Origin of the sequence: Pseudomonas sp. NPDC088890 (genome assembly GCF_044900155.1) — a bacterium.
In the GTDB taxonomy this organism is placed as follows: Bacteria; Pseudomonadota; Gammaproteobacteria; order Pseudomonadales; family Pseudomonadaceae; genus Aquipseudomonas; species Aquipseudomonas urmiensis.
Genome location: NZ_JBJDNG010000005.1, coordinates 236,357 through 256,432 on the forward strand (window position 1 = coordinate 236,357; position 20,076 = coordinate 256,432).

The 20,076-nt window shown below is 61.7% G+C and carries 17 protein-coding genes and 2 pseudogenes; 12 read left to right on the forward strand and 7 right to left on the reverse strand.

Translation table 11 applies throughout. From position 1 onward, the window contains the following. Nucleotides 1-69: 69 nt before the first annotated feature. The gene (locus ACI2JX_RS13495) at nucleotides 70-942 is read right to left on the reverse strand and encodes a methyl-accepting chemotaxis protein (RefSeq protein WP_372353311.1); all 873 of its coding nucleotides are present in this window, start codon (nucleotides 940-942) and stop codon (nucleotides 70-72) included. Then, nucleotides 925-1,737, reverse strand: a pseudogene (locus ACI2JX_RS13500) (MCP four helix bundle domain-containing protein); the annotation flags it as partial. The gene ACI2JX_RS13495 and the pseudogene ACI2JX_RS13500, both read right to left, overlap by 18 nt. A gap of 238 nt (nucleotides 1,738-1,975) precedes the next feature. Here ACI2JX_RS13500 and ACI2JX_RS13505 point away from each other — a divergent pair. Together ACI2JX_RS13505 and ACI2JX_RS13510 are read left to right on the forward strand one after the other, a co-directional pair. After that, on the forward strand, nucleotides 1,976-2,206 hold the full coding sequence (locus tag ACI2JX_RS13505) for a hypothetical protein (RefSeq protein WP_186552763.1): 231 nt from the start codon (nucleotides 1,976-1,978) through the stop codon (nucleotides 2,204-2,206). Further along, nucleotides 2,203-2,505, forward strand: a complete 303-nt coding sequence (locus ACI2JX_RS13510) for a cell division protein ZapA (protein ID WP_264235289.1) — start codon at nucleotides 2,203-2,205, stop codon at nucleotides 2,503-2,505. Before ACI2JX_RS13505 ends, ACI2JX_RS13510 begins: the two co-directional genes overlap by 4 nt. Before the next feature lie 29 nt (nucleotides 2,506-2,534). On the opposite strand, the gene ACI2JX_RS13515 is transcribed toward ACI2JX_RS13510, so the two are convergent. Next, nucleotides 2,535-2,993: a hypothetical protein gene (locus tag ACI2JX_RS13515; protein ID WP_404690263.1), complete on the reverse strand. Its 459-nt coding sequence runs from the start codon at nucleotides 2,991-2,993 to the stop codon at nucleotides 2,535-2,537. A 311-nt stretch (nucleotides 2,994-3,304) separates the two neighbouring features. Here ACI2JX_RS13515 and ACI2JX_RS13520 point away from each other — a divergent pair. Together ACI2JX_RS13520 and ACI2JX_RS13525 are read left to right on the forward strand one after the other, a co-directional pair. Then, nucleotides 3,305-4,333, forward strand: a pseudogene (locus ACI2JX_RS13520) (cache domain-containing protein); the annotation flags it as partial. A gap of 135 nt (nucleotides 4,334-4,468) precedes the next feature. Then, entirely contained in the window at nucleotides 4,469-5,197 is a 729-nt protein-coding gene (locus tag ACI2JX_RS13525; RefSeq protein WP_404690315.1) for a methyl-accepting chemotaxis protein, read from the forward strand. Between the two features lie 97 nt (nucleotides 5,198-5,294). Here ACI2JX_RS13525 and ACI2JX_RS13530 read toward each other — a convergent pair whose 3' ends face one another. Then, a complete protein-coding gene (locus ACI2JX_RS13530) occupies nucleotides 5,295-6,335 on the reverse strand; it encodes a low specificity L-threonine aldolase (protein WP_264235293.1) in 1,041 nt (346 codons plus the stop codon). A 313-nt stretch (nucleotides 6,336-6,648) separates the two neighbouring features. On the opposite strand from ACI2JX_RS13530, the gene ACI2JX_RS13535 reads away from it, so the two are divergent. The 7 genes from ACI2JX_RS13535 to fdhA all read left to right on the forward strand — a co-directional run bounded on the left by ACI2JX_RS13535 (nucleotide 6,649) and on the right by fdhA (nucleotide 15,629). Beyond that, entirely contained in the window at nucleotides 6,649-7,902 is a 1,254-nt protein-coding gene (locus tag ACI2JX_RS13535; protein WP_186552759.1) for a serine hydroxymethyltransferase, read from the forward strand. 15 nt (nucleotides 7,903-7,917) lie between these two features. Beyond that, nucleotides 7,918-9,168, forward strand: coding sequence for a sarcosine oxidase subunit beta family protein (locus tag ACI2JX_RS13540; protein WP_186552758.1), 1,251 nt, complete (start codon nucleotides 7,918-7,920; stop codon nucleotides 9,166-9,168). Nucleotides 9,169-9,183: 15 nt separating this feature from the next. Next, nucleotides 9,184-9,519, forward strand: coding sequence for a sarcosine oxidase subunit delta (locus tag ACI2JX_RS13545; protein ID WP_186552757.1), 336 nt, complete (start codon nucleotides 9,184-9,186; stop codon nucleotides 9,517-9,519). Next, the gene (locus ACI2JX_RS13550; protein WP_404690264.1) at nucleotides 9,516-12,530 is read left to right on the forward strand and encodes a sarcosine oxidase subunit alpha; all 3,015 of its coding nucleotides are present in this window, start codon (nucleotides 9,516-9,518) and stop codon (nucleotides 12,528-12,530) included. Before ACI2JX_RS13545 ends, ACI2JX_RS13550 begins: the two co-directional genes overlap by 4 nt. Before the next feature lie 130 nt (nucleotides 12,531-12,660). Further along, the gene (locus ACI2JX_RS13555) at nucleotides 12,661-13,293 is read left to right on the forward strand and encodes a sarcosine oxidase subunit gamma (RefSeq protein WP_404690265.1); all 633 of its coding nucleotides are present in this window, start codon (nucleotides 12,661-12,663) and stop codon (nucleotides 13,291-13,293) included. Nucleotides 13,294-13,303: 10 nt separating this feature from the next. Continuing rightward, nucleotides 13,304-14,161 carry a formyltetrahydrofolate deformylase gene (gene purU, locus ACI2JX_RS13560; protein WP_264235296.1) on the forward strand — a complete coding sequence of 286 codons (858 nt, stop codon included), beginning with the start codon at nucleotides 13,304-13,306 and terminating at the stop codon, nucleotides 14,159-14,161. A gap of 268 nt (nucleotides 14,162-14,429) precedes the next feature. Next, nucleotides 14,430-15,629, forward strand: coding sequence for a formaldehyde dehydrogenase, glutathione-independent (gene fdhA / locus ACI2JX_RS13565; protein ID WP_186552753.1), 1,200 nt, complete (start codon nucleotides 14,430-14,432; stop codon nucleotides 15,627-15,629). Nucleotides 15,630-15,726: 97 nt separating this feature from the next. On the opposite strand, the gene ACI2JX_RS13570 is transcribed toward fdhA, so the two are convergent. Further along, the gene (locus ACI2JX_RS13570; RefSeq protein WP_404690266.1) at nucleotides 15,727-16,638 is read right to left on the reverse strand and encodes an RHS repeat-associated core domain-containing protein; all 912 of its coding nucleotides are present in this window, start codon (nucleotides 16,636-16,638) and stop codon (nucleotides 15,727-15,729) included. 239 nt (nucleotides 16,639-16,877) lie between these two features. Between ACI2JX_RS13570 and ACI2JX_RS13575 the strand changes: the two genes are divergently transcribed. Further along, a complete protein-coding gene (locus ACI2JX_RS13575; RefSeq protein ID WP_186552752.1) occupies nucleotides 16,878-17,453 on the forward strand; it encodes a DUF2780 domain-containing protein in 576 nt (191 codons plus the stop codon). 120 nt (nucleotides 17,454-17,573) lie between these two features. Here the strand turns inward: ACI2JX_RS13575 and ACI2JX_RS13580 are convergent, their stop codons facing one another. Together ACI2JX_RS13580 and ACI2JX_RS13585 are read right to left on the reverse strand one after the other, a co-directional pair. Then, a complete protein-coding gene (locus tag ACI2JX_RS13580; protein WP_404690267.1) occupies nucleotides 17,574-18,938 on the reverse strand; it encodes an APC family permease in 1,365 nt (454 codons plus the stop codon). Between the two features lie 232 nt (nucleotides 18,939-19,170). Next, entirely contained in the window at nucleotides 19,171-20,058 is an 888-nt protein-coding gene (locus ACI2JX_RS13585; RefSeq protein WP_368972242.1) for an acyltransferase, read from the reverse strand. Between the last annotated feature and the right edge of the window lie 18 nt (nucleotides 20,059-20,076).

Genomic DNA, 20,076 nt, shown 5'->3' on the forward strand with positions numbered 1-20,076 from the left:
CTTGCCGGGGCGCCGAACCGCCGCGAAGGGGCGCAAAGCGGCCCCAAAACAGGCGACCGCACTGCTGGCTCAAACGCGGAAACGCGCCACCAGGCCATTGAGGTCCACCGCCAGGCGAGACAGCTCGGCACTGGCCGCGCTGGTCTGGTGCGCGCCCGTGGCGCTCTGCACCGACAGGTCGTTGATATTGACCAGGTTGCGATCCACTTCGCGGGCGACCTGGGCCTGCTCCTCGGCCGCGCTGGCAATCACCAGGTTGCGCTCGTTGATCTGCGACACCGCCCCGGCAATGCTGTCCAGCGCAAGCCCTGCGCCGCGGGCGATGTTCAGGGTCGACTCCGCGCGCTCGGTACTGGTGCGCATCGAGTCGACGGCCTCGCCAGTACCACTTTGGATGCTGGCGATCATGCGCTCGATTTCACTGGTCGACTGTTGGGTGCGGTGGGCCAGCGCGCGTACTTCATCGGCAACCACGGCAAAACCACGGCCCGCCTCACCGGCACGGGCGGCCTCGATGGCAGCGTTGAGTGCCAACAGGTTGGTCTGGTCCGCCAGGCCGCGGATCACGTCGAGCACCTTGCCGATGTCGCGCGACTGTTCGGCCAAGTGGGTGATCAGCTTGGCGGTCGCCTGCACATCACCACTCATGCGCTCGATCGCGTTGACGGTCTCCATCACCAGGTCGCGGCCGTCTCCTGCAGAGCGGCTGGCTTCGCCGGAGGCTTCGGAGGTGCTGACGGCGTTGCGCGCCACTTCTTCCACGGCGCTGGTCATTTCGGTGACAGCGGTGGCGGCCTGTTCGATTTCGTTATTCTGCTGGTGCAGGCCACGGGCGCTTTCATCGGTGACGCAGTTGAGCTCTTCGGCAGCGGAGGCCAGCTGCGTGGCGGAACCTGCGATCAGTTGCAGGGTGTCGCGCAGTTTGTCCTGCATGCGCGCCATGGCCCGCAGCAGGCGGGCGGCTTCGTCGGTGCCTTCGGCGCGGATGATCTGGGTCAGGTCACCGTCGGCAACTTGCTCGGCGGCCTTGAGCGCTTCATCGATGGGTTTGACGATGCTGCGGGTCAGCAGCAGGGCGCAGAGCAAGGTCAGCACGGTGGCGGCAATCAACAGGCCGATCACCAAGGCGAACGCGGCGGCGTATTGGCTGGCGGCAGTTTCGTTGGTTTGGCGGGTCTGCTCAGTGTTGATCCGGACCAGGCTGTCCATGACCTTGTTGATCTGCTCGGAGTTGGCCAATAGATCGCGGTTGAGCAGGTCGCGCAGCTCGTCGCTGCGGTTGGCCTGGCTCAGGCTGCGCATGCGCGACTCCAGCTGGCGGTACTGCGCCAGTAACTGGCTGTATTGATCATAGGCAGCCTGCTCGTCGGCAGCGCCGATCAGCGGCTCGTAGGCACGCCTGGCCTGGTCGATCTGGGCGTTGCGCTCATCCAGCAGGCGCAGGGTTTCCTGTTGGGTCGCCGGCTCGCGATTGAGCAGCAAGCGGTAGGACAGGGTGCGCATGCGCAGATTGAGCGCGGTCAGCTCGTCGAGGGTCTTGATGCTCGGTACGCTGATGTTTTCGATGGCGACACCGGCTTGGCGGATGTTGCCCATCTGGATCAGCGAGAAGACGCCAAGGCCAAGCATCAGCAGGCCGATCAGGGCGAACCCGAGCAGCGCGCGCGGAGCGATATTCATGTTGCGTAGGGACATGGTGGGGAAAATCCAGGCAAGGAGAGGGAACGCGCGGTCCATGCGACGAAATAAGACCTGCCTGGCTATCGGTCGTGACTGGCCAGTCTTGAGTGCGAGTGGAGAAAAGTGTGAGCCACCTATCTAAATTCCTGACCGGCGGTTGACCCAGGTCGGAACAAGGAGGGCCAAACCCGGTCAATCTGCACAGGCTAAAGCCTTAAGAATCCGATATTTAATGGCGGGGGCTCGCGCTTTTCTTTATCGTGTGCGCCCTTTGCAACAACCGAGATATCCCCCCATGTTGGAAGCCTCCCTGAATCAAATCGAGCAGTTGGTCACTGACCTGCTGCAAAAGAACGCGCAACTGGTCGAGCAAAACACTGCGCTCAGCCAGGAACTGGCCCAGGCCAAGGAAGAAAACGACAGCCTGCAGCTGTCGCTGATGGAGCAAGAAGAGAAGCACGGCGCCACCGCCGCGCGTATCCAGGCGCTGGTCGAGCGCGCCAGTGCAGGTGTCGTTAACGCATGAGACTGCAAGCGCAGCCGATCAATGTGGTGTCGATTCTCGGCGCCGATTACTCGATCAAGGCGCCCGAAGGGCAGGAAGAAACCCTGTCGCAGGCTGTGCGGATGCTCAACACCGCCCTGGCCGAAACCAAACGTCAGTACCCGACCCTGATCGGCGACAAGCTGCTGGTACTGGCGGCCTTGAACCTGTGCTCCAAGCAGATCGAACTGCAGAAAGAGCACCAGCAGACCCTGGCACGCACCCAAGCGCAAATTGATGCGACGGTCGACGCGATTAGCCGGACGATTGGCGACAATTAAAGATGGGGCGCGTTGCGCCCCTGCGCTGATTACCCAATCTTCGTCGCGAGATGGGAAACACTACCGATGGCGTAATGAGTGGAGGGTTTGGTAAACACCAACCAAGTCCGGTAGTTAACCATATATTCATCGCCTCCGATGCTGAGTGTTTCTCCAGGGCCGATATTCATGTGAAAACTCAGGTCGCTCGGTGTGTCGACTACTTTTGCCTCGTCATCAATGTTTAAAATTAGGGATACAGGCTTTATATCACTGCCTTTCTTTTCCTTCTCCTCAAGTTTGTTTGGGGCGATCGCGGAAACCCCTTCAAACTCCCACGCGGCGCCACCTTCCGCATCAGCAATTTTAGGGCAACGTGTGATTTCTACGGGGGTTTGTCCTTGAAGCCACAGAGTATCTCTCTCCCGTAGTGAGCCAATAACAGCAGCCATACTGTTTTGTAAGGTGTATGTCTTGCCATTTAGTTTAATGTCAAAGGTACCAGTCATGAGTGAGCTCCGGGTTTGATGACGTTAATGTTTGCCATGCCCGAATGAGCATTACGTAGTATGGGTTCTTCTTCTACTGGTAAAAATGATAGGTAGGCGCAAAGACGTTTGAGCAACGGGTTGTCATGAATTGGCCATTGAATAGTCAGTTTACGCTCTCAGGAGTCGCCTCCAGCTGGGTACGCCACGGCTGGAAAGATTGCATACTTACGTGTATACAATCCCTGGTTGGCGTGTCACCACGCTTATTCCTGGGGAGGAAGAGTATGCGCATCTGGCGGCGGAGTATTCAGTGGCAGTTGATCACCAGCATGGGCGCGGCCCTGCTGGTGAGCATTCTGGTGGTGGTGGCGATCTATACCGTGGCGGTCAACCGCCTGACTGAACGCTACCTGGTCGACACGGCGCTGCCGGCCAGTATCGAAGCCATCCGCAACGACATCGAGCGCATGCTCGCCCAGCCGCTGGTGGCGGCGGCCGACATCGCAGGCAATACCTTGCTGCGCGACTGGCTGGCTGCCGGTGAAGACCCAGCCCAAGCACCACGTTTCATCGAAAACCTGCAAGCTGCCAAGCAGCGCAACCAGGCCTTTACCGCGCTGTTCGCCTCGACCGCGACCGGTCACTACTACAACGAGAACGGCCTGGACCGCACGCTCAGCCGCGAGAATCCGAAGGACAAGTGGTTCTACGGCTACATCGACAGCGGCGCCGAACGCCTGATCAATATCGACATCGATGGCGCCACGGGTGAAGTGGCGTTGTTCATCGACTATCGGGTGGAAAAGGACGGCCAACTGGTGGGCGTGGCCGGCATGGGCCTGCGCCTCACAGAGCTGTCGAAACTGATCCACGACTTCAGCTTCGGTGAGCACGGGCGGGTGATGCTGGTGCGCAACGATGGGCTTATCCAGGTCCATCCGCAAAATGAATTCAGCGCCAAGCGCCAGCTCACCGAGCAGATCGGCGCCGAAGCGGCCAAGGCGGTGATGAGCCAAGGGCAAGGTTTGCGCAGCAGCCGCTTCCAACGTGATGGTGAGGACTATTTGGCCTTGGGCCTACCGCTGCGCGACCTCAACTGGACGTTGGTGGCCGAGGTGCCGGAAGCCGAGATCTACGCGCAGATGCGCCAAGCGGTATGGCTGACCAGCCTGATTGGCGGAGCGGTGGCGTTGGTTTCGCTGCTGCTTGTGGTGTTGCTGGCGCGTGGCTTGGTGCGGCCCATCCGCCAAGTGACCGCAGCCCTGGTGCAGATCGGCAGCGGTGCGGGCGATCTCAGCCATCGTCTGGATGATTCACGCCAGGACGAACTGGGCGACCTGGCCCGGGGCTTTAACCGTTTTCTCGACAGCCAGCGTGCGCTGATCGGCGACGTGCTGCGGACCACTGAGCGTCTGCACCACTCGGTGGAGCAGGTGACTCAGGTGGTGGACGACACGGCTGAACGCTCAGGGCGCCAGCAAGAGATGACCGAGATGGTCGCTACTGCCGTGCACGAGATGGGCCTGACCGTGCAGGACATCGCGCAGAACGCCGGGCAAGCGGCGCAGGCATCGCAGTCGGCGCGTGATGAAGCGCTGCAGGCACGGGAAGTGGTACAGCGTTCGGTCAAGGGCATCGAGGGGATGTCCGGCGAGATCGGTAAAGCTGCCGAGGCGGTCGAGCAGTTGGCCAACGAAGTGGCCTCGATCGATGAAGTGCTGGGGGTGATCCGCAGTATTTCCGAACAGACCAACCTACTGGCGCTCAACGCCGCCATTGAAGCTGCGCGGGCCGGGGAGATGGGCCGTGGTTTTGCCGTGGTGGCCGATGAAGTGCGTACCTTGGCCCGGCGCACGCAAGTGTCTACCGATCAGGTGCAGCAGATGATCCAGCGCCTCAAGGAGGGGGCGGGGACTGCCGTTGCTTCAATGCAGGCGGGGCAGGCGGCGACGGGCAGTGGGGTCGAATCCAGCCAGCGCACGGGAAGCTCGCTTGGGGCGATTACCGATCAGGTGGAGCACATCAGCGACATGAACCACCAGGTAGCCACGGCGACGGAAGAGCAGTCGGCGGTCACCGAGGAGATCAACCGCACGGTGCAGGGGATTTCCGATCTGGCCCGGCAGACGGCGGTGCAGGTGCACGGCTGTCGGGATGAGTGCCAGGCGTTGCGTGGCTTGGCGGATGACCTGGCGCGGCAGATGGGTGGTTTCAGGCTTTGACAGGCTGTGAATGCATCGCGGGGCAAGCCCGCTCCCACGCTTCCTGCATTTAGCGTTGGCAGGCGTGGGAGCGGGCTTGCCCCGCGATAGCGGTCGATCAGCCAGCGATGATCGCGCGGATATCCGCTGCCAGTTCACGCACCCGCTCTTGCTGGGTATCCCACGAACACATGAACCGCGCGCCACCGCTGCCAATGAAGGTATAGAAGCGCCAGCCCTTGTTACGCAGCGCTTCCAGCGCAGGTTCCGGCATCTGCAGGAACACGCCGTTGGCTTCCACCGGGAACATCAACTCCACGCCTGGCAGATCACTCACCAGCGACGCCAGCAACTGCGCGCAGTGGTTGGCGTGGTTGCCATGGCGCAGCCAGGCGCCATCTTCCAGCAAGCCCACCCACGGCGCTGACAAGAAGCGCATCTTCGACGCCAGCTGGCCAGCCTGTTTGCAGCGGTAATCGAAGTCTTCTGCCAGCTGGCGATTGAAGAACAGGATCGCCTCGCCCACCGCCATGCCGTTCTTGGTGCCGCCAAAACACAGCACATCGACGCCAGCCTTCCAGGTCAGCTCGGCTGGCGAGCAGCCGAGGAACGAGCAGGCATTGGTGAAGCGGGCGCCGTCCATGTGCAGGTTCAGGCCCAACTCCTTGCAGGTGGCGCTGATTGCCTTGAGCTCGTCGGGGCGGTACACGGTGCCGACTTCGGTGGCCTGGGTCAGGGTCACCACGCGCGGCTTGGGGTAGTGGATGTCCTGGCGCTTGAGCGCGACTTCGCGGATCGACTCCGGGGTGAGCTTGCCATTGACGCTAGGTGCGGTGAGCAGCTTGGAGCCGTTGGAGAAGAACTCCGGCGCGCCGCATTCGTCGGTTTCGACGTGGGCGGTCTCCGAGCAGATCACGCTGTGGTAGCTCTGGCACAACGAGGCCAGGGCCAGCGAGTTGGCGGCGGTGCCGTTGAAGGCGAAGAACACTTCGCAGTCGGTTTCGAACAACTTGCGAAAGTATTCCGAGGCGCGCTCGGTCCACTGGTCGTCGCCGTAGGCGCGTTCGTGGCCCTGGTTGGCCTTGGCCATGGCGGCCCAGGCTTCGGGGCAGATACCGGAATAGTTGTCGCTGGCGAATTGTTGGCTGTTATCTGACATGACACGGTCCTGTGAACGACGCAGAACAGCACTCTAAACCATCGATTCAGCGGTTGCCTATACAACTGTGCATGCGGCCTTTTATCTGCTGTTCGCGCCGGCCTCTTCGCGGGCAAGCCCGCTCCCACAGGGTTCGGCGCAGTTCTTGTGGGAGCGGGCTTGCCCGCGAAGGGGCCAACACAGCAGCCAATGTCGTAAACGCGCCATTGCAAGGCGTGCGCAGGCATCTGACCGGCCCTTGCCAGTCATACCATCGCCACAAAGGGTCATCGAACCCTACTGACAAAAAATGATCGCTGCCGGGAGATACATGATGTTCAGCAAGCAAGACCAGATCCAGGGTTATGACGACGCACTGCTGGCGGCGATGAATGCCGAGGAACAGCGCCAGGAAGATCACATCGAGCTGATCGCCTCGGAGAACTACACCAGCAAGCGCGTGATGCAGGCCCAGGGCAGCGGCCTGACCAACAAATACGCCGAAGGCTATCCGGGCAAGCGCTACTACGGTGGCTGCGAGCACGTCGACAAGGTCGAGGCGCTGGCTATCGAGCGCGCCAAGCAGCTGTTCGGCGCCGATTACGCCAACGTTCAGCCACACTCCGGCTCTTCGGCCAACAGCGCCGTGTACCTGGCCCTGCTGCAGGCCGGTGACACCATCCTGGGCATGAGCCTGGCCCATGGTGGTCACCTGACCCACGGCGCCAAGGTGTCGTCCTCGGGCAAGCTGTACAACGCTGTGCAATATGGTATCGACACCACGACCGGCCTGATCGACTACGACGAAGTCGAGCGCCTGGCGGTCGAGCACAAGCCGAAGATGATCGTCGCTGGCTTCTCGGCCTACTCCAAGACCCTCGACTTCCCGCGTTTTCGCGCCATTGCCGACAAGGTCGGGGCGCTGCTGTTCGTCGACATGGCCCACGTCGCCGGCCTGGTGGCTGCTGGCCTGTACCCCAACCCGATCCCCTTCGCTGACGTGGTCACCACCACCACCCACAAGACCCTGCGCGGTCCGCGTGGCGGCCTGATCCTGGCCAAGTCCAACGAAGAGATCGAGAAAAAACTCAACGCCGCCGTGTTCCCGGGCGCCCAGGGTGGCCCGCTGATGCACGTCATCGCTGGCAAGGCGGTGTGCTTCAAGGAAGCCCAGGAGCCGGAGTTCAAGAGCTACCAGAAGCAAGTCATCGAAAACGCCCAGGCCATGGCCCAGGTGTTCATCGAGCGCGGCTACGACGTGGTCTCCGGCGGCACCGACAACCACCTGTTCCTGGTCAGCCTGATTCGCCAGGGCCTGACCGGCAAAGACGCCGACGCAGCCCTGGGCCGCGCGCACATCACCGTCAACAAGAACGCCGTGCCTAACGACCCGCAGTCGCCGTTCGTCACCTCGGGCCTGCGCATCGGCACCCCGGCTGTCACCACGCGTGGTTTCAAGGTTGCCCAGTGCGTGGCACTGGCTGGCTGGATCTGCGATGTGCTGGACAACTTGGGCGACGCCGACGTCGAAGCCGACGTTGCCAAGAATGTCGCCGCGCTGTGCGCCGACTTCCCGGTCTACCGCTGAGTGGAGTAACACACCATGCAACGCTATTCGGGCTTCGGCCTCTTCAAACACTCCCTCAGCCACCACGAAAACTGGCAGCGCATGTGGCGCACGCCGACCCCTAAGAAGGTCTATGACGTGGTCATCGTTGGTGGTGGCGGCCACGGCCTGGCCACCGCTTATTACCTGGCCAAGGTCCACGGCATCACCAACGTGGCCGTGGTCGAGAAGGGCTGGTTGGGCGGCGGCAACACCGCCCGTAACACCACCATCGTGCGTTCCAACTACCTGTGGGACGAATCGGCCAAGCTCTACGAACACGCCATGAAGTTGTGGGAAGGCCTGTCGCAGGACATCAACTACAACGTGATGTTCTCCCAGCGCGGTGTCTACAACCTGTGCCACACCCTGCAGGACATTCGTGATTCCGAGCGTCGGGTCAGCGCCAACCGCCTCAATGGCGTCGATGGCGAGTTGCTCAACACCGACCAGGTGGCGGCGGAAATTCCCTACCTGGACTGCTCGAAGAACACCCGCTACCCGATCCTCGGCGCGACCGTTCAGCGCCGTGGCGGCGTGGCCCGTCACGATGCCGTGGCCTGGGGCTTCGCCCGTGCTGCTGACGCCCTCGGCGTCGACCTGATCCAGCAGACCGAGGTCATTGGTTTTCGCAAGGAAAACGGCGCAGTCATCGGCGTCGAGACCAACAAAGGCTTCATCGGCGCCAAGCGCGTTGGCGTGGTCACTGCCGGTAACTCCGGGCACATGGCGCGCCTGGCGGGCTTCCGCCTGCCGCTCGAATCGCATCCGCTGCAAGCGCTGGTGTCCGAGCCGATCAAGCCGATCATCGACAGCGTGATCATGTCCAACGCCGTACACGGCTACATCAGCCAGTCGGACAAAGGCGACCTGGTCATCGGCGCCGGTATCGATGGCTGGGTCGGCTACGGCCAGCGCGGTTCGTACCCGGTGATCGAACACACCCTGCAAGCGATCGTCGAGATGTTCCCGATCCTCTCGCGGGTGCGCATGAACCGCCAATGGGGCGGCATCGTCGACACCTGCCCGGACGCCTGCCCGATCATCTCCAAGACCCCGGTGAAGAACCTGTTCTTCAACTGCGGCTGGGGCACCGGCGGCTTCAAGGCCACCCCAGGTTCGGGCAACGTGTTTGCCGCGAGCCTGGCCAAAGGCGAGATGCACCCGCTGGCCGCGCCATTCTCCATCGACCGTTTCTACAACGGTGCGCTGATCGACGAACACGGCGCCGCGGCCGTCGCCCACTAATCGGAGACAATCGTCATGTTGCATATTTTCTGTCCCCACTGCGGCGAGCTGCGCTCCGAAGAAGAGTTCCACGCCTCAGGCCAGGCACACATCGCCCGCCCGCTCGACCCGGCTGCCTGCTCCGACGAGGAGTGGGGTACCTACATGTTCTTCCGCGACAACCCACGCGGCATTCACCACGAGCTGTGGGACCACGTTGCCGGTTGCCGCCAGTACTTCAACGTCACCCGTGACACGGTGACCTACGAGATTCTGGAAACCTACAAGATCGGCGAGAAGCCGCAGATCACCGCCGCTGGCAAGCAAAACGCCGCGCCGTCGACCGTCAAAGGCCAGGGGGAAAAAGTATGAGCCAGACCTATCGCCTCGCCAGCGGCGGCCGTATCGACCGCAGCAAGGTCCTGAACTTCACCTTCAACGGCAAGACCTACCAGGGTTATGCCGGTGACAGCCTGGCCGCCGCATTGCTGGCCAACGGTGTCGATATTGTCGGGCGCAGCTTCAAGTACTCGCGTCCGCGCGGCATCGTTGCCGCTGGCACCGAAGAGCCGAATGCGATCCTGCAGATCGGTTCCAGCGAAGCCACCCAGATCCCTAACGTGCGGGCCACGCAACAGGCGCTGTACTCGGGCCTGGTCGCCACCAGCACCAACGGTTGGCCGAACGTCAACAACGACGTCATGGGCATCCTGGGCAAGGTGGGCGGCAGCATGATGCCGCCAGGCTTCTACTACAAAACCTTCATGTATCCCAAGTCGTTCTGGATGACCTACGAGAAGTACATCCGTAAAGCCGCAGGCCTGGGCCGTGCGCCGCTGCAGAACGACCCGGACAGCTACGACTACATGAACCAGCACTGCGACGTGCTGATCGTCGGTGCTGGCCCTGCCGGCCTGGCTGCTGCGTTGGCCGCTGGCCGCAGTGGCGCGCGGGTGATCCTCGCCGATGAACAGGAAGAGTTCGGCGGCAGCCTGCTCGACAGCCGCGAGACCCTCGATGGCAAGCCAGCGGCTGACTGGGTCGCCGCGACCATCGCCGAGCTCAAGGGCCTGGCGGAAGTCACCCTGCTGCCACGCGCCACGGTCAACGGTTACCACGACCACAACTTCCTGACCATTCACGAGCGCCTGACCGACCACCTCGGTGACCGCGCGCCTATCGGCCAGGTTCGCCACCGCGTGCACCGCGTGCGTGCCAAGCAGGTGGTGCTGGCCGCTGGCGCCCACGAGCGGCCGCTGGTGTATGGCAACAACGACGTGTCGGGCAACATGCTCGCTGGCGCTGTGTCCACGTACGTTCGCCGCTATGGCGTGGCGCCTGGGCGCAAGCTGGTGCTGTCGACCAACAACGACCACGCCTACCGCACCGCGCTGGACTGGCACGACGCCGGCCTGCAAGTGGTGGCCATCGCCGACGCCCGCCACAACCCACGTGGCTCGCTGGTCGAGGAAGCGCGTGCCAAGGGCATTCGCATCCTCACCTCCAGCGCTGTGGTCGAGGCCCGTGGCAGCAGGCACGTGACCGGCGCCCGCGTGGCGGCGATCGATGTGCAGGCATTCAAAGTCACCAGCCCCGGCGAAATGCTCGACTGCGACCTGATCGCCAGCTCCGGCGGCTACAGCCCTATCGTTCACCTGGCTTCGCACCTGGGCGGTCGCCCGGTATGGCGTGAAGACATTCTCGGCTTCGTGCCTGGCGATGCCCCGCAGAAACGCGTCTGTGTCGGTGGCGTGAATGGCGTCTACCCACTGGGTGATGTCCTCGCCGATGGTTTCGAAGGCGGCGTGCGCGCAGCCACCGAGGCCGGCTTCAAGGCCACTACCGGCACTCTGCCGAAAACCGTCCAGCGCAAGGAAGAGGCCACCGTGGCGCTGTTCCAGGTGCCGCACGACAAAGGCACGCGTGGCCCGAAACAGTTCGTCGACCAGCAGAACGACGTCACCGCCGCTGGTATCGAGCTGGCCACCCGCGAAGGTTTCGAGTCGGTCGAGCACGTCAAGCGCTACACCGCGCTGGGCTTCGGTACTGACCAAGGCAAGCTGGGCAACATCAATGGCCTGGCCATCGCTGCTCGCTCGCTGGGTATCACCATCCCGGAAATGGGCACCACCATGTTCCGCCCCAACTACACCCCGGTGACCTTCGGCGCGGTCGCCGGTCGTCACTGTGGTCACTTGTTCGAGCCGGTGCGCTTCACCGCCCTGCATGCATGGCACGTGAAGAACGGCGCCGAGTTCGAGGATGTCGGCCAGTGGAAGCGTCCGTGGTACTTCCCTAAACCTGGTGAAGACATCCATGCCGCGGTTGAGCGTGAGTGCAAGGCGGTGCGCGACAGCGTCGGCCTGCTCGATGCCTCGACCCTGGGCAAGATCGACATCCAAGGCCCGGATGCGCGGGAGTTCCTCAACCGCGTCTACACCAACGCCTGGACCAAGCTTGACGTGGGCAAGGCCCGCTACGGCCTGATGTGCAAGGAAGACGGCATGGTCTTCGACGACGGCGTGACCGCCTGCGTCGCCGACAACCACTTCATCATGACCACCACCACTGGCGGCGCCGCGCGCGTGCTGCAATGGCTGGAGCTGTACCACCAGACCGAGTGGCCGGAGCTGAAGGTGTACTTCACCTCGGTCACCGACCACTGGGCGACCATGACCCTGTCCGGCCCCAACAGCCGCAAGCTGCTCGAGCAGATCAGCGACATCGACCTGGACAAAGAAAATTTCCCGTTCATGAGCTGGAAGGAAGGCAACGTTGGCGGCGTGCCGGCGCGGGTGTTCCGGATTTCGTTCACCGGCGAGCTGTCGTACGAAGTCAACGTCCAGGCCAACTACGCCATGGGCGTGCTGGAGAAGATCGTCGAGGCCGGCAAGCCATTCAACCTGACCCCGTACGGCACCGAGACCATGCACGTACTGCGTGCCGAGAAGGGCTTCATCATCGTTGGCCAGGATACCGATGGCTCGATGAACGCCGACGACTTGAACATGAGCTGGTGCGTGGGCCGCAACAAGCCGTACTCGTGGATCGGCCTGCGTGGCATGAACCGCGAAGACTGCCTGCGCGAAGACCGCAAGCAGCTGGTAGGCCTGAAACCGGTCGATCCCAAGCAGTGGCTGCCGGAAGGCGCGCAGCTGGTGTTCGACCCCAAGCAGCCGATCCCGATGGACATGGTTGGCCACGTGACCTCCAGTTACGCCTCCAACTCCCTGGGCTATTCGTTCGCCATGGGTGTGGTCAAGGGCGGCCTCAAGCGCATGGGCGAGCGGGTGTTCTCGCCGCAGGCCGATGGCAGCGTGATCGAGGCCGAGATCGTGTCTTCGGTGTTCTTCGATCCGAAGGGTGAGCGGCAGAACGTCTAAGGCCATCTCGATGCTGGACTCTCGTGGGAGCGGGCTTGCCCCGCGATAGCGATGGCGGCCCCAGCGCCGCCATCGCGAGGCAAGCCCGCTCCCACGGAGCCTGATCACAAGAATTCAAGGCAGGTAACAAATGAGCGCTATCAACGTCTTCCAGCAAAACCCCGGCGCTGAGGCCAAGGCCCAGTCACCGCTGCACCACGCAGACCTGGCCAGCCTGGTCGGCAAAGGCCGCAAGAACGCAGGTGTGACCCTGCGGGAGAAGAAATTCCTTGGACACCTGACCCTGCGCGGCGATGGCCACGACCCGGAATTCGCCGCAGGCGTGCACAAGGCCCTAGGCCTGGAACTGCCGGTGGCACTGACCGTGGTCGCCAACGCTGACAGCTCGCTGCAGTGGGTCGGCCCCGATGAGTGGCTGCTGATCGTGCCGGGCGGCCAGGAGTTGGCCGTCGAGCAGAAACTGCGCGAGGCCCTTGAAGGCCAGCACATCCAGGTGGTCAACGTCAGCGGTGGGCAAAGCCTGCTGGAGCTGCGCGGGCCGAACGTGCGCGACGTGCTGATGAAATCCACCAGCTATGATGTGCATCCCAACAACTTCCCGGTCGGCAAGGCCGTGGGCACGGTGTTCGCCAAGTCGCAACTGGTGATTCGCCGTACCGCCGAAGACACCTGGGAGCTGGTGATTCGCCGCAGCTTTGCCGATTACTGGTGGCTGTGGCTGCAGGACGCTTCGGCCGAATACGGCCTGAACATCGAAGCCTAAGGAGAGCAGCATGAGTCGGGCACCGGATACCTGGATTCTCACCGCCGACTGCCCGAGCATGCTCGGCACTGTCGATGTGGTTACGCGTTTTCTCTACGAGCAGCGCTGCTATGTCACCGAGCACCACTCTTTCGATGACCGGCTGTCGGGGCGCTTCTTCATTCGCGTCGAGTTCCGCCAGCCAGATGACTTCGACGAAGTCGGCTTCAGGGCCGGTCTTGCCGAACGCAGCGAAAAGTTCGGCATGGCCTTCGAGCTGACCGCCCCCAATCACCGCCCCAAGGTAGTGATCATGGTGTCCAAGGCCGACCATTGCCTGAACGACCTGCTGTATCGCCAGCGCATCGGTCAGCTGGGCATGGACGTGGTCGCGGTGATCTCCAACCACCCAGACCTGGAACCCTTGGCCCATTGGCACAAGATCCCCTATTACCACTTCGCCCTCGACCCCAAGGACAAGCCGGCGCAAGAGCGCAAGGTGCTGCAGGTGATCGAGGACAGTGGCGCCGAGCTGGTGATTCTTGCCCGCTACATGCAGGTGCTGTCGCCTGAGCTGTGCCGCCGGCTGGATGGCTGGGCGATCAACATTCACCACTCGTTGCTGCCAGGGTTCAAAGGCGCCAAGCCTTATCATCAGGCGTACAACAAGGGTGTGAAGATGGTCGGTGCCACCGCGCACTACATCAACAACGACCTCGATGAAGGGCCGATCATTGCCCAGGGTGTCGAGGTGGTCGATCACAGCCACTATCCTGAGGACCTGATTGCCAAGGGGCGCGATATCGAGTGCCTGACCTTGGCGCGGGCGGTGGGCTATCACATCGAGCGCCGGGTGTTCTTGAACGCCAACAGGACTGTGGTGCTCTGACAGTCTGTTCCGGCCTCTTCGCGGGCAAGCCCGCTCCCACAGGTGCAACGCCGATCTTGAAAGCGGCGCTATCCCTATGGGAGCGGGCTTGCCCGCGAATGGCCCAACACATCCCTGCTGCCGTAAAAAGGCATCCCCCTGTCGTTTTCAGTCACTGCTCACCACCCCATCAGGCCCACAATTCCCAGCATTCCAGTAACACATGCCGCCCATGGAAGGCGGCGCTTCAACCAACGCTGCATAAGTACAATTCAAGCGAGGTAAGAGCATGTCTGGTAATCGTGGAGTGGTATATCTCGGCGCCGGCAAGGTCGAGGTGCGCAATATCGACTACCCCAAAATGCAGGATCCACGCGGCAAGAAGATCGAGCACGGGGTGATCCTCAAGGTCGTGTCCACCAACATCTGCGGCTCCGACCAGCACATGGTGCGGGGGCGTACCACCGCCCAGGTCGGCCTGGTGCTGGGCCACGAGATCACCGGCGAAGTCATCGAGAAAGGCCGTGACGTCGAGAACCTGCAAATCGGCGACCTGGTCTCGGTGCCGTTCAACGTCGCCTGTGGCCGCTGCCGCTCGTGCAAAGAGATGCACACCGGCGTCTGCCTGACCGTCAACCCAGCCCGCGCCGGCGGCGCTTATGGTTACGTCGACATGGGCGACTGGACCGGTGGCCAAGCCGAATACGTGCTGGTGCCGTACGCCGACTTCAACCTGCTGAAACTGCCTAACCGCGACAAGGCCATGGAAAAGATCCGTGACCTGACCTGCCTCTCCGACATCCTGCCAACCGGCTACCACGGCGCTGTAACCGCGGGCGTCGGCCCAGGCAGCACCGTCTATGTCGCCGGTGCCGGCCCGGTCGGCCTGGCTGCCGCTGCGTCGGCGCGCCTGCTTGGCGCGGCGGTAGTCATTGTCGGTGACCTCAACCCGGCCCGTCTGGCCCATGCCAAGGCGCAGGGCTTCGAAGTGGTCGACCTGTCCAAGGACACCCCGCTGCACGAGCAGATCGTCGATATCCTCGGCGAGCCGGAAGTGGATTGCGCCGTTGACGCGGTAGGCTTCGAAGCCCGTGGCCATGGCCATGAAGGCGCCAAGCACGAGGCCCCGGCCACTGTGCTCAACTCGCTGATGCAAGTCACTCGCGTCGCCGGCAAGATCGGCATCCCGGGCCTGTATGTCACCGAGGACCCGGGCGCCTCGGATGCCGCCGCCAAGATCGGTGCGCTGAGCATTCGCTTCGGCCTGGGCTGGGCCAAGTCGCACAGCTTCCACACTGGCCAGACTCCAGTGATGAAGTACAACCGCGCCTTGATGCAGGCGATCATGTGGGACCGGATCAATATCGCCGAAGTGGTCGGCGTGCAGGTGATCAGCCTGGATCAAGCGCCGGAAGGCTACGGCGAGTTCGATGCCGGTGTGCCGAAGAAGTTTGTCATCGATCCGCACAAGATCTTCAGCGCGGCATAATCCAATCACCCAATGCCCTGAAAGGGGCATTGGGTGAATTGCATATACATGCCAAAAGCGTTTCGTAGCAATTCAATATCTGAGTTTAGAAGCAAGGCTATGGCTTGAAGTTGCCGTAGCGTATTTTTTTTGCAGCAGCCAGTATTGAGTCCCAGTCGCTGACTGTTAGTTTTTTGAACATATTTGTAAAGCGTACCCTCTCCATGAATATTTCGTTATTTACTTTGTTCAGTAGTGTTTGCGTCTCGTTAGTATAGGCCTGTAGCTGTTCGATGCCGATTAACGCTAAGGGTGAGTCAATTGTATTGTGGTTGTTTATTGCGAAGAGGGTATTGCTAACGGTTGTTGTGTGTATGTCAGCTATTGTTTGTAGCTTTTCTATTTTTTCGAATGAGGTTTGTAAGTGATTTGGATATGCCTCGACGGGCGTTGTGGCAAGATATTGTTCTGCTTGTTCTAAGGGGATAGGTTTCCCGTTAGATGCTTTGTAGCCCGGACTGCCTTCCACTATCGTTCCTAGTGTTGGGGTTTTTGAACTTGGCCATTGGCCCCCGCGTGTGTGCCCGGAAGGATCCACCCAGTTCACCGGGTCCCCGCCACAGTAAGCGTACGCATTGATCCCGCCTTCCCCGAAAGGGCTGAAGTTATCGGGTGAGTTGAACCGCATTATGAATGGGTTATAGACGCGATACCCGTTGCCAAGCAGGTAGCAACCGGTTGTGGAATCTTGCTGCTGTTGATTAAAGCCCAGCAGAGACAACACCTTTATAGGTGTGCTGCCGAATGCGGAATATACAAACTTAAAGCGTTGTCGACCGTTTTGTAAGCTCAGTACCGAACCTTGCCTGTCGGTTGAAAGCAGGCCAACGCTGGCTTGGCCATTTAGTTGTTGGATTTGAGCCAAGGGGCCATGCACGGTGCGAAGCAAGGTTCGCGACTGCTCAGCGCCCAACTCCAGATAGAGTTGATCGCCTTGATAGAAGTAGTGAACCTGATTGGTCGGGCACATTGCTCTGTTCTCTCGTGGTGCGAGCTATGCTCTGAACAGGCCCAGTCTCAGCAGGTTAGAGCTCTGGCACAACTGGCAGAAATGCTAGGTGAGCGTGGATCGGTCCAGCTGTCGCTCGACTCCCGCCCACCTACATGCTGACGCTAGCAACGCCGCCGACGGTTGGCTGGAACAAACCTGAAGCCTCCCAGTCGAATGCCTCGTTTCCCCGGCCATCCCGGCCGACGAGGTCCATTGCGATGAAAGCTCTCACCCTGGCAACCCTGATGACCCTGGCCGCAAGCCCGGTGTTCGCCTTCAACCTCAGCGATGCCGCCAACGCCGTGTCGTCCGTGCACACTCAAAACCAGCAGGGCAAAGTGCAGGCGCCAGCCGAGTCGGCCAATCTGCTCAACACCTTGGGCAGCCAGCTGAACATCACCCCCGAACAAGCGGTGGGTGGGGCAGGGGCCATGCTTGGGCTGGCGCGCAACAACCTGAGCACCGACGACTACGGTCAGTTGACCAAGGCTGTGCCGGGATTGGACCTGCTGGCTGGCGCCAATGCGTTGGGTGGCCTTAGCGGCCTGGGTGAGTTGCTGGGCAACAACAGCGAGAAGTCGTCTGCCCTGAGCAACGCCTTGGGCAACAACGTCGAGGATCGCAACGACCTGGACAGCGCCTTCAAGGCGCTGGGCATGGATACCGGAATGATCGGCCAGTTCGCTCCGCTGATCCTGCAGTACCTGGGTCAACAGGGTTTGGCAGGGTCGTTGCTGCAGAATCTGGGCAGCCTGTGGGGCGCTCCGGCTGCGCCCGTCACCCCATCGGTGTAACCCATTGGATTACACCGGCCCCTGTAGGAGCGGGCTTGCCCGCGATGGCGTCAGCAGGTTCAACATCATCGCCTGATCCGACGCCATCGCGGGGCCAGCCCGCTCAGAGGAATCGCAGACTCAACCGGCTTCGGAGAAGTCCACCAGGCGCACCGGGCGGCGGAAGCCGGCCGTGAGCACGCCCAGGTAGGCCAGGCCCAGGGCAAACCAGCTCAGGCCGATCACCAGGGTCAGCGCCGAGAGACTGGTCCACAGCCACAAGGTCAGGCCCAGGCCGACCAGCGGTACCACGCCATAGCGCAGCAGCCCAAGCAAATTGCGTTGGCTGCTATCCATCAGCAAATGGGTGCGCACCACAGCAAGGTTGACCGCTGAGAACGCGACCAGTGCGCCAAAGCTGATCAGCGAGGCGAGGGTGCCCAGGTTGATCACCAGTGCCAGCAGCGAGAACGCCGAAACCACCAGGGTGGCGAACACCGGGGTGCCGAAGCGTGGCGACAGCCGACCGAAGCTACGCTGCGGCAGCATCCGGTCGCGACCCATGGTGTAGAGAATCCGCGACACGGCCGCTTGGGAGGCCAGCGCCGAACCCAGGCTGCCGGCCACGTAGGCGGCCGTGAAGAAGTTGGCCAGGAACTGCCCACCGGCCTTGAGCATCACTTCATTGGCCGCCGCATCGGCGTTGGCGAAAGTGCTGCCGGGCAGCACCAGCTGGCTGATGTAGGCCAGCAGGGTGAACAACAGGCCGGCGCCGAGCGTGGTGAGGATGATCGCCCGAGGTACGTCGCGGCGTGCGTCGCGGCTCTCTTCGGCCAGGGTCGACACCGCGTCGAAGCCCAGGAACGACAGGCACAGCACCGCAGCGCCGGCCATCAGGTGGCCAAAGCCGGGTGCCGAACCATCGCCCAGCAGTGGCGAGAGGAAGTCGACCGACTGGCCGTTGCCCAAGGTCTGCCACGACAAGGCGACAAACACCCCGATGAACACGATCTGCGCGCCAACGATCAGGTTGCTGGCCTTGGCTACCGAGTGGATACCGATCACATTCAGCACCGTCACCAGGGCGATCGACGCCAGGACGATGGTCCATGCCGGAATGGCCGGGAAGGCGATATTCAGGAACAGCCCGATCAACAAGTAATTGATCATCGGAATGAACAGGTAATCGAGCAGCAGCGACCAGCCGGCAAGAAAGCCGACATTGGGCCCAAAGGCCATGTTGGTGTAGGAGTACGCCGAGCCTGCGACCGGATAGCGCTTGACCATGAAACTGTAGGAGGTGGCGGTGAACAACATCGCCAGCAGGGTCACCAGGTAGGCGCCGGCCGTACGGCCACCGGTGATTTCGGTGACGATGCCATAGGTGGTGAAGATGGTCAGCGGGACCATGTACACCAGGCCGAAAAACACCAGCGCGGGTAGGCCCAGGACGCGGCGCAGTTGAGCGGGGGCTGCCTCGGCAGCAGAGCAAGGTTGGTTTGCCATCAATCGATCCCGGCGTTTTTGTAGTTGTTTGTTGATCGATTTTTATCCATCTAGATGGATGATGACAAACAAAGAGTTCCTTATCTCAATTATAAGCGTGGGTTTTAATCGACCTTCGCTGCTGAATGTGCCGGCCTCTTCGCGGGCAAGCCCGCTCCCAGGTTTTTGCAGCGCAGCCCAACCCTGTGGGAGCGGGCTTGCCCGCGAAGAGGCCGGAACAGCCACCGAAATCTCAGCGCATCTCAGCGCGCAACTGCTCGATCCGCTGATCCTTCTCGACCCACAGCTGATTCACCCAAGCCTGAACAGACTGGCGGAACGCCGGATCATTCTCGTAATCCCCTTCACTCAATCCCGGGTCCAACTCACGCACGCGAATGTCGATAATCACCCGACTAATGCTGCCATTGAGCAAATCCCAGAACCCCGGCGCTTTATCGCCTGGATAAACGATGGTGACATCCAGCAACGCATCGAGCTGCTCACCCAACGCCGCCAAAACGAATGCCACACCACCGGCCTTGGGCTTGAGCAGGTACTTGTACGGGGACTGCTGTTCGAGACGCTTGGCCTCGCTGAAGCGGGTGCCTTCCAGGTAATTGACCACGGTCACCGGCTGGCGCTTGAACAGCTCGCAGGCGGCCTTGGTGATTTCCAGGTCCTTGCCCTTGAGCTCTGGATGTTTCTCCAAAAACGCCTTGCTATAACGCTTCATGAACGGGTAATCCAGCCCCCACCAGGCCAAGCCCAACAGCGGCACCCAGATCAGCTCCTTCTTGAGGAAGAACTTGAAGAACGGCACCCGGCGATTGAGGCTCTCGATCAAAGCGGGGATATCGACCCAGGTCTGGTGGTTGCTCACGCACAGGTAGGAGGTGTCCTGGCGCAGTTTGTCGACGCCGCGGATATCCCACTGGGTGGGGATGCACAGGGCGAAGATGAGCTTGTCGATTTCCGACCAGGATTCGGCGATCCACATCACCGCCGCAGAGGCATAGTCACGGCCCCGGCCTGGCAGGACCAGTTTGAGCAGGGCAAAGACCATCAGCGGGCAGATCATCACCAGCGTATTGAGCAGCAGCAGGAAGGTGGTGAGGATGCCGGTCAGCAGGCGACGCATAAAAAGACTCTTGTTGTG

What these genes read in the sequence shown, in the direction of transcription:
- ACI2JX_RS13495 (WP_372353311.1), bottom strand. Translation starts at nt 942, where the DNA reads ATGGCGCGCATGCAGGACAAACTGCGCGACACCCTGCAACTGATCGCA.
- ACI2JX_RS13505 (WP_186552763.1), top strand. Translation starts at nt 1,976, where the DNA reads ATGTTGGAAGCCTCCCTGAATCAAATCGAGCAGTTGGTCACTGACCTG.
- ACI2JX_RS13510 (WP_264235289.1), top strand. Translation starts at nt 2,203, where the DNA reads ATGAGACTGCAAGCGCAGCCGATCAATGTGGTGTCGATTCTCGGCGCC.
- ACI2JX_RS13515 (WP_404690263.1), bottom strand. Translation starts at nt 2,993, where the DNA reads ATGACTGGTACCTTTGACATTAAACTAAATGGCAAGACATACACCTTA.
- ACI2JX_RS13525 (WP_404690315.1), top strand. Translation starts at nt 4,469, where the DNA reads ATGGTCGCTACTGCCGTGCACGAGATGGGCCTGACCGTGCAGGACATC.
- ACI2JX_RS13530 (WP_264235293.1), bottom strand. Translation starts at nt 6,335, where the DNA reads ATGTCAGATAACAGCCAACAATTCGCCAGCGACAACTATTCCGGTATC.
- ACI2JX_RS13535 (WP_186552759.1), top strand. Translation starts at nt 6,649, where the DNA reads ATGTTCAGCAAGCAAGACCAGATCCAGGGTTATGACGACGCACTGCTG.
- ACI2JX_RS13540 (WP_186552758.1), top strand. Translation starts at nt 7,918, where the DNA reads ATGCAACGCTATTCGGGCTTCGGCCTCTTCAAACACTCCCTCAGCCAC.
- ACI2JX_RS13545 (WP_186552757.1), top strand. Translation starts at nt 9,184, where the DNA reads ATGTTGCATATTTTCTGTCCCCACTGCGGCGAGCTGCGCTCCGAAGAA.
- ACI2JX_RS13550 (WP_404690264.1), top strand. Translation starts at nt 9,516, where the DNA reads ATGAGCCAGACCTATCGCCTCGCCAGCGGCGGCCGTATCGACCGCAGC.
- ACI2JX_RS13555 (WP_404690265.1), top strand. Translation starts at nt 12,661, where the DNA reads ATGAGCGCTATCAACGTCTTCCAGCAAAACCCCGGCGCTGAGGCCAAG.
- purU (WP_264235296.1), top strand. Translation starts at nt 13,304, where the DNA reads ATGAGTCGGGCACCGGATACCTGGATTCTCACCGCCGACTGCCCGAGC.
- fdhA (WP_186552753.1), top strand. Translation starts at nt 14,430, where the DNA reads ATGTCTGGTAATCGTGGAGTGGTATATCTCGGCGCCGGCAAGGTCGAG.
- ACI2JX_RS13570 (WP_404690266.1), bottom strand. Translation starts at nt 16,638, where the DNA reads ATGTGCCCGACCAATCAGGTTCACTACTTCTATCAAGGCGATCAACTC.
- ACI2JX_RS13575 (WP_186552752.1), top strand. Translation starts at nt 16,878, where the DNA reads ATGAAAGCTCTCACCCTGGCAACCCTGATGACCCTGGCCGCAAGCCCG.
- ACI2JX_RS13580 (WP_404690267.1), bottom strand. Translation starts at nt 18,938, where the DNA reads ATGGCAAACCAACCTTGCTCTGCTGCCGAGGCAGCCCCCGCTCAACTG.
- ACI2JX_RS13585 (WP_368972242.1), bottom strand. Translation starts at nt 20,058, where the DNA reads ATGCGTCGCCTGCTGACCGGCATCCTCACCACCTTCCTGCTGCTGCTC.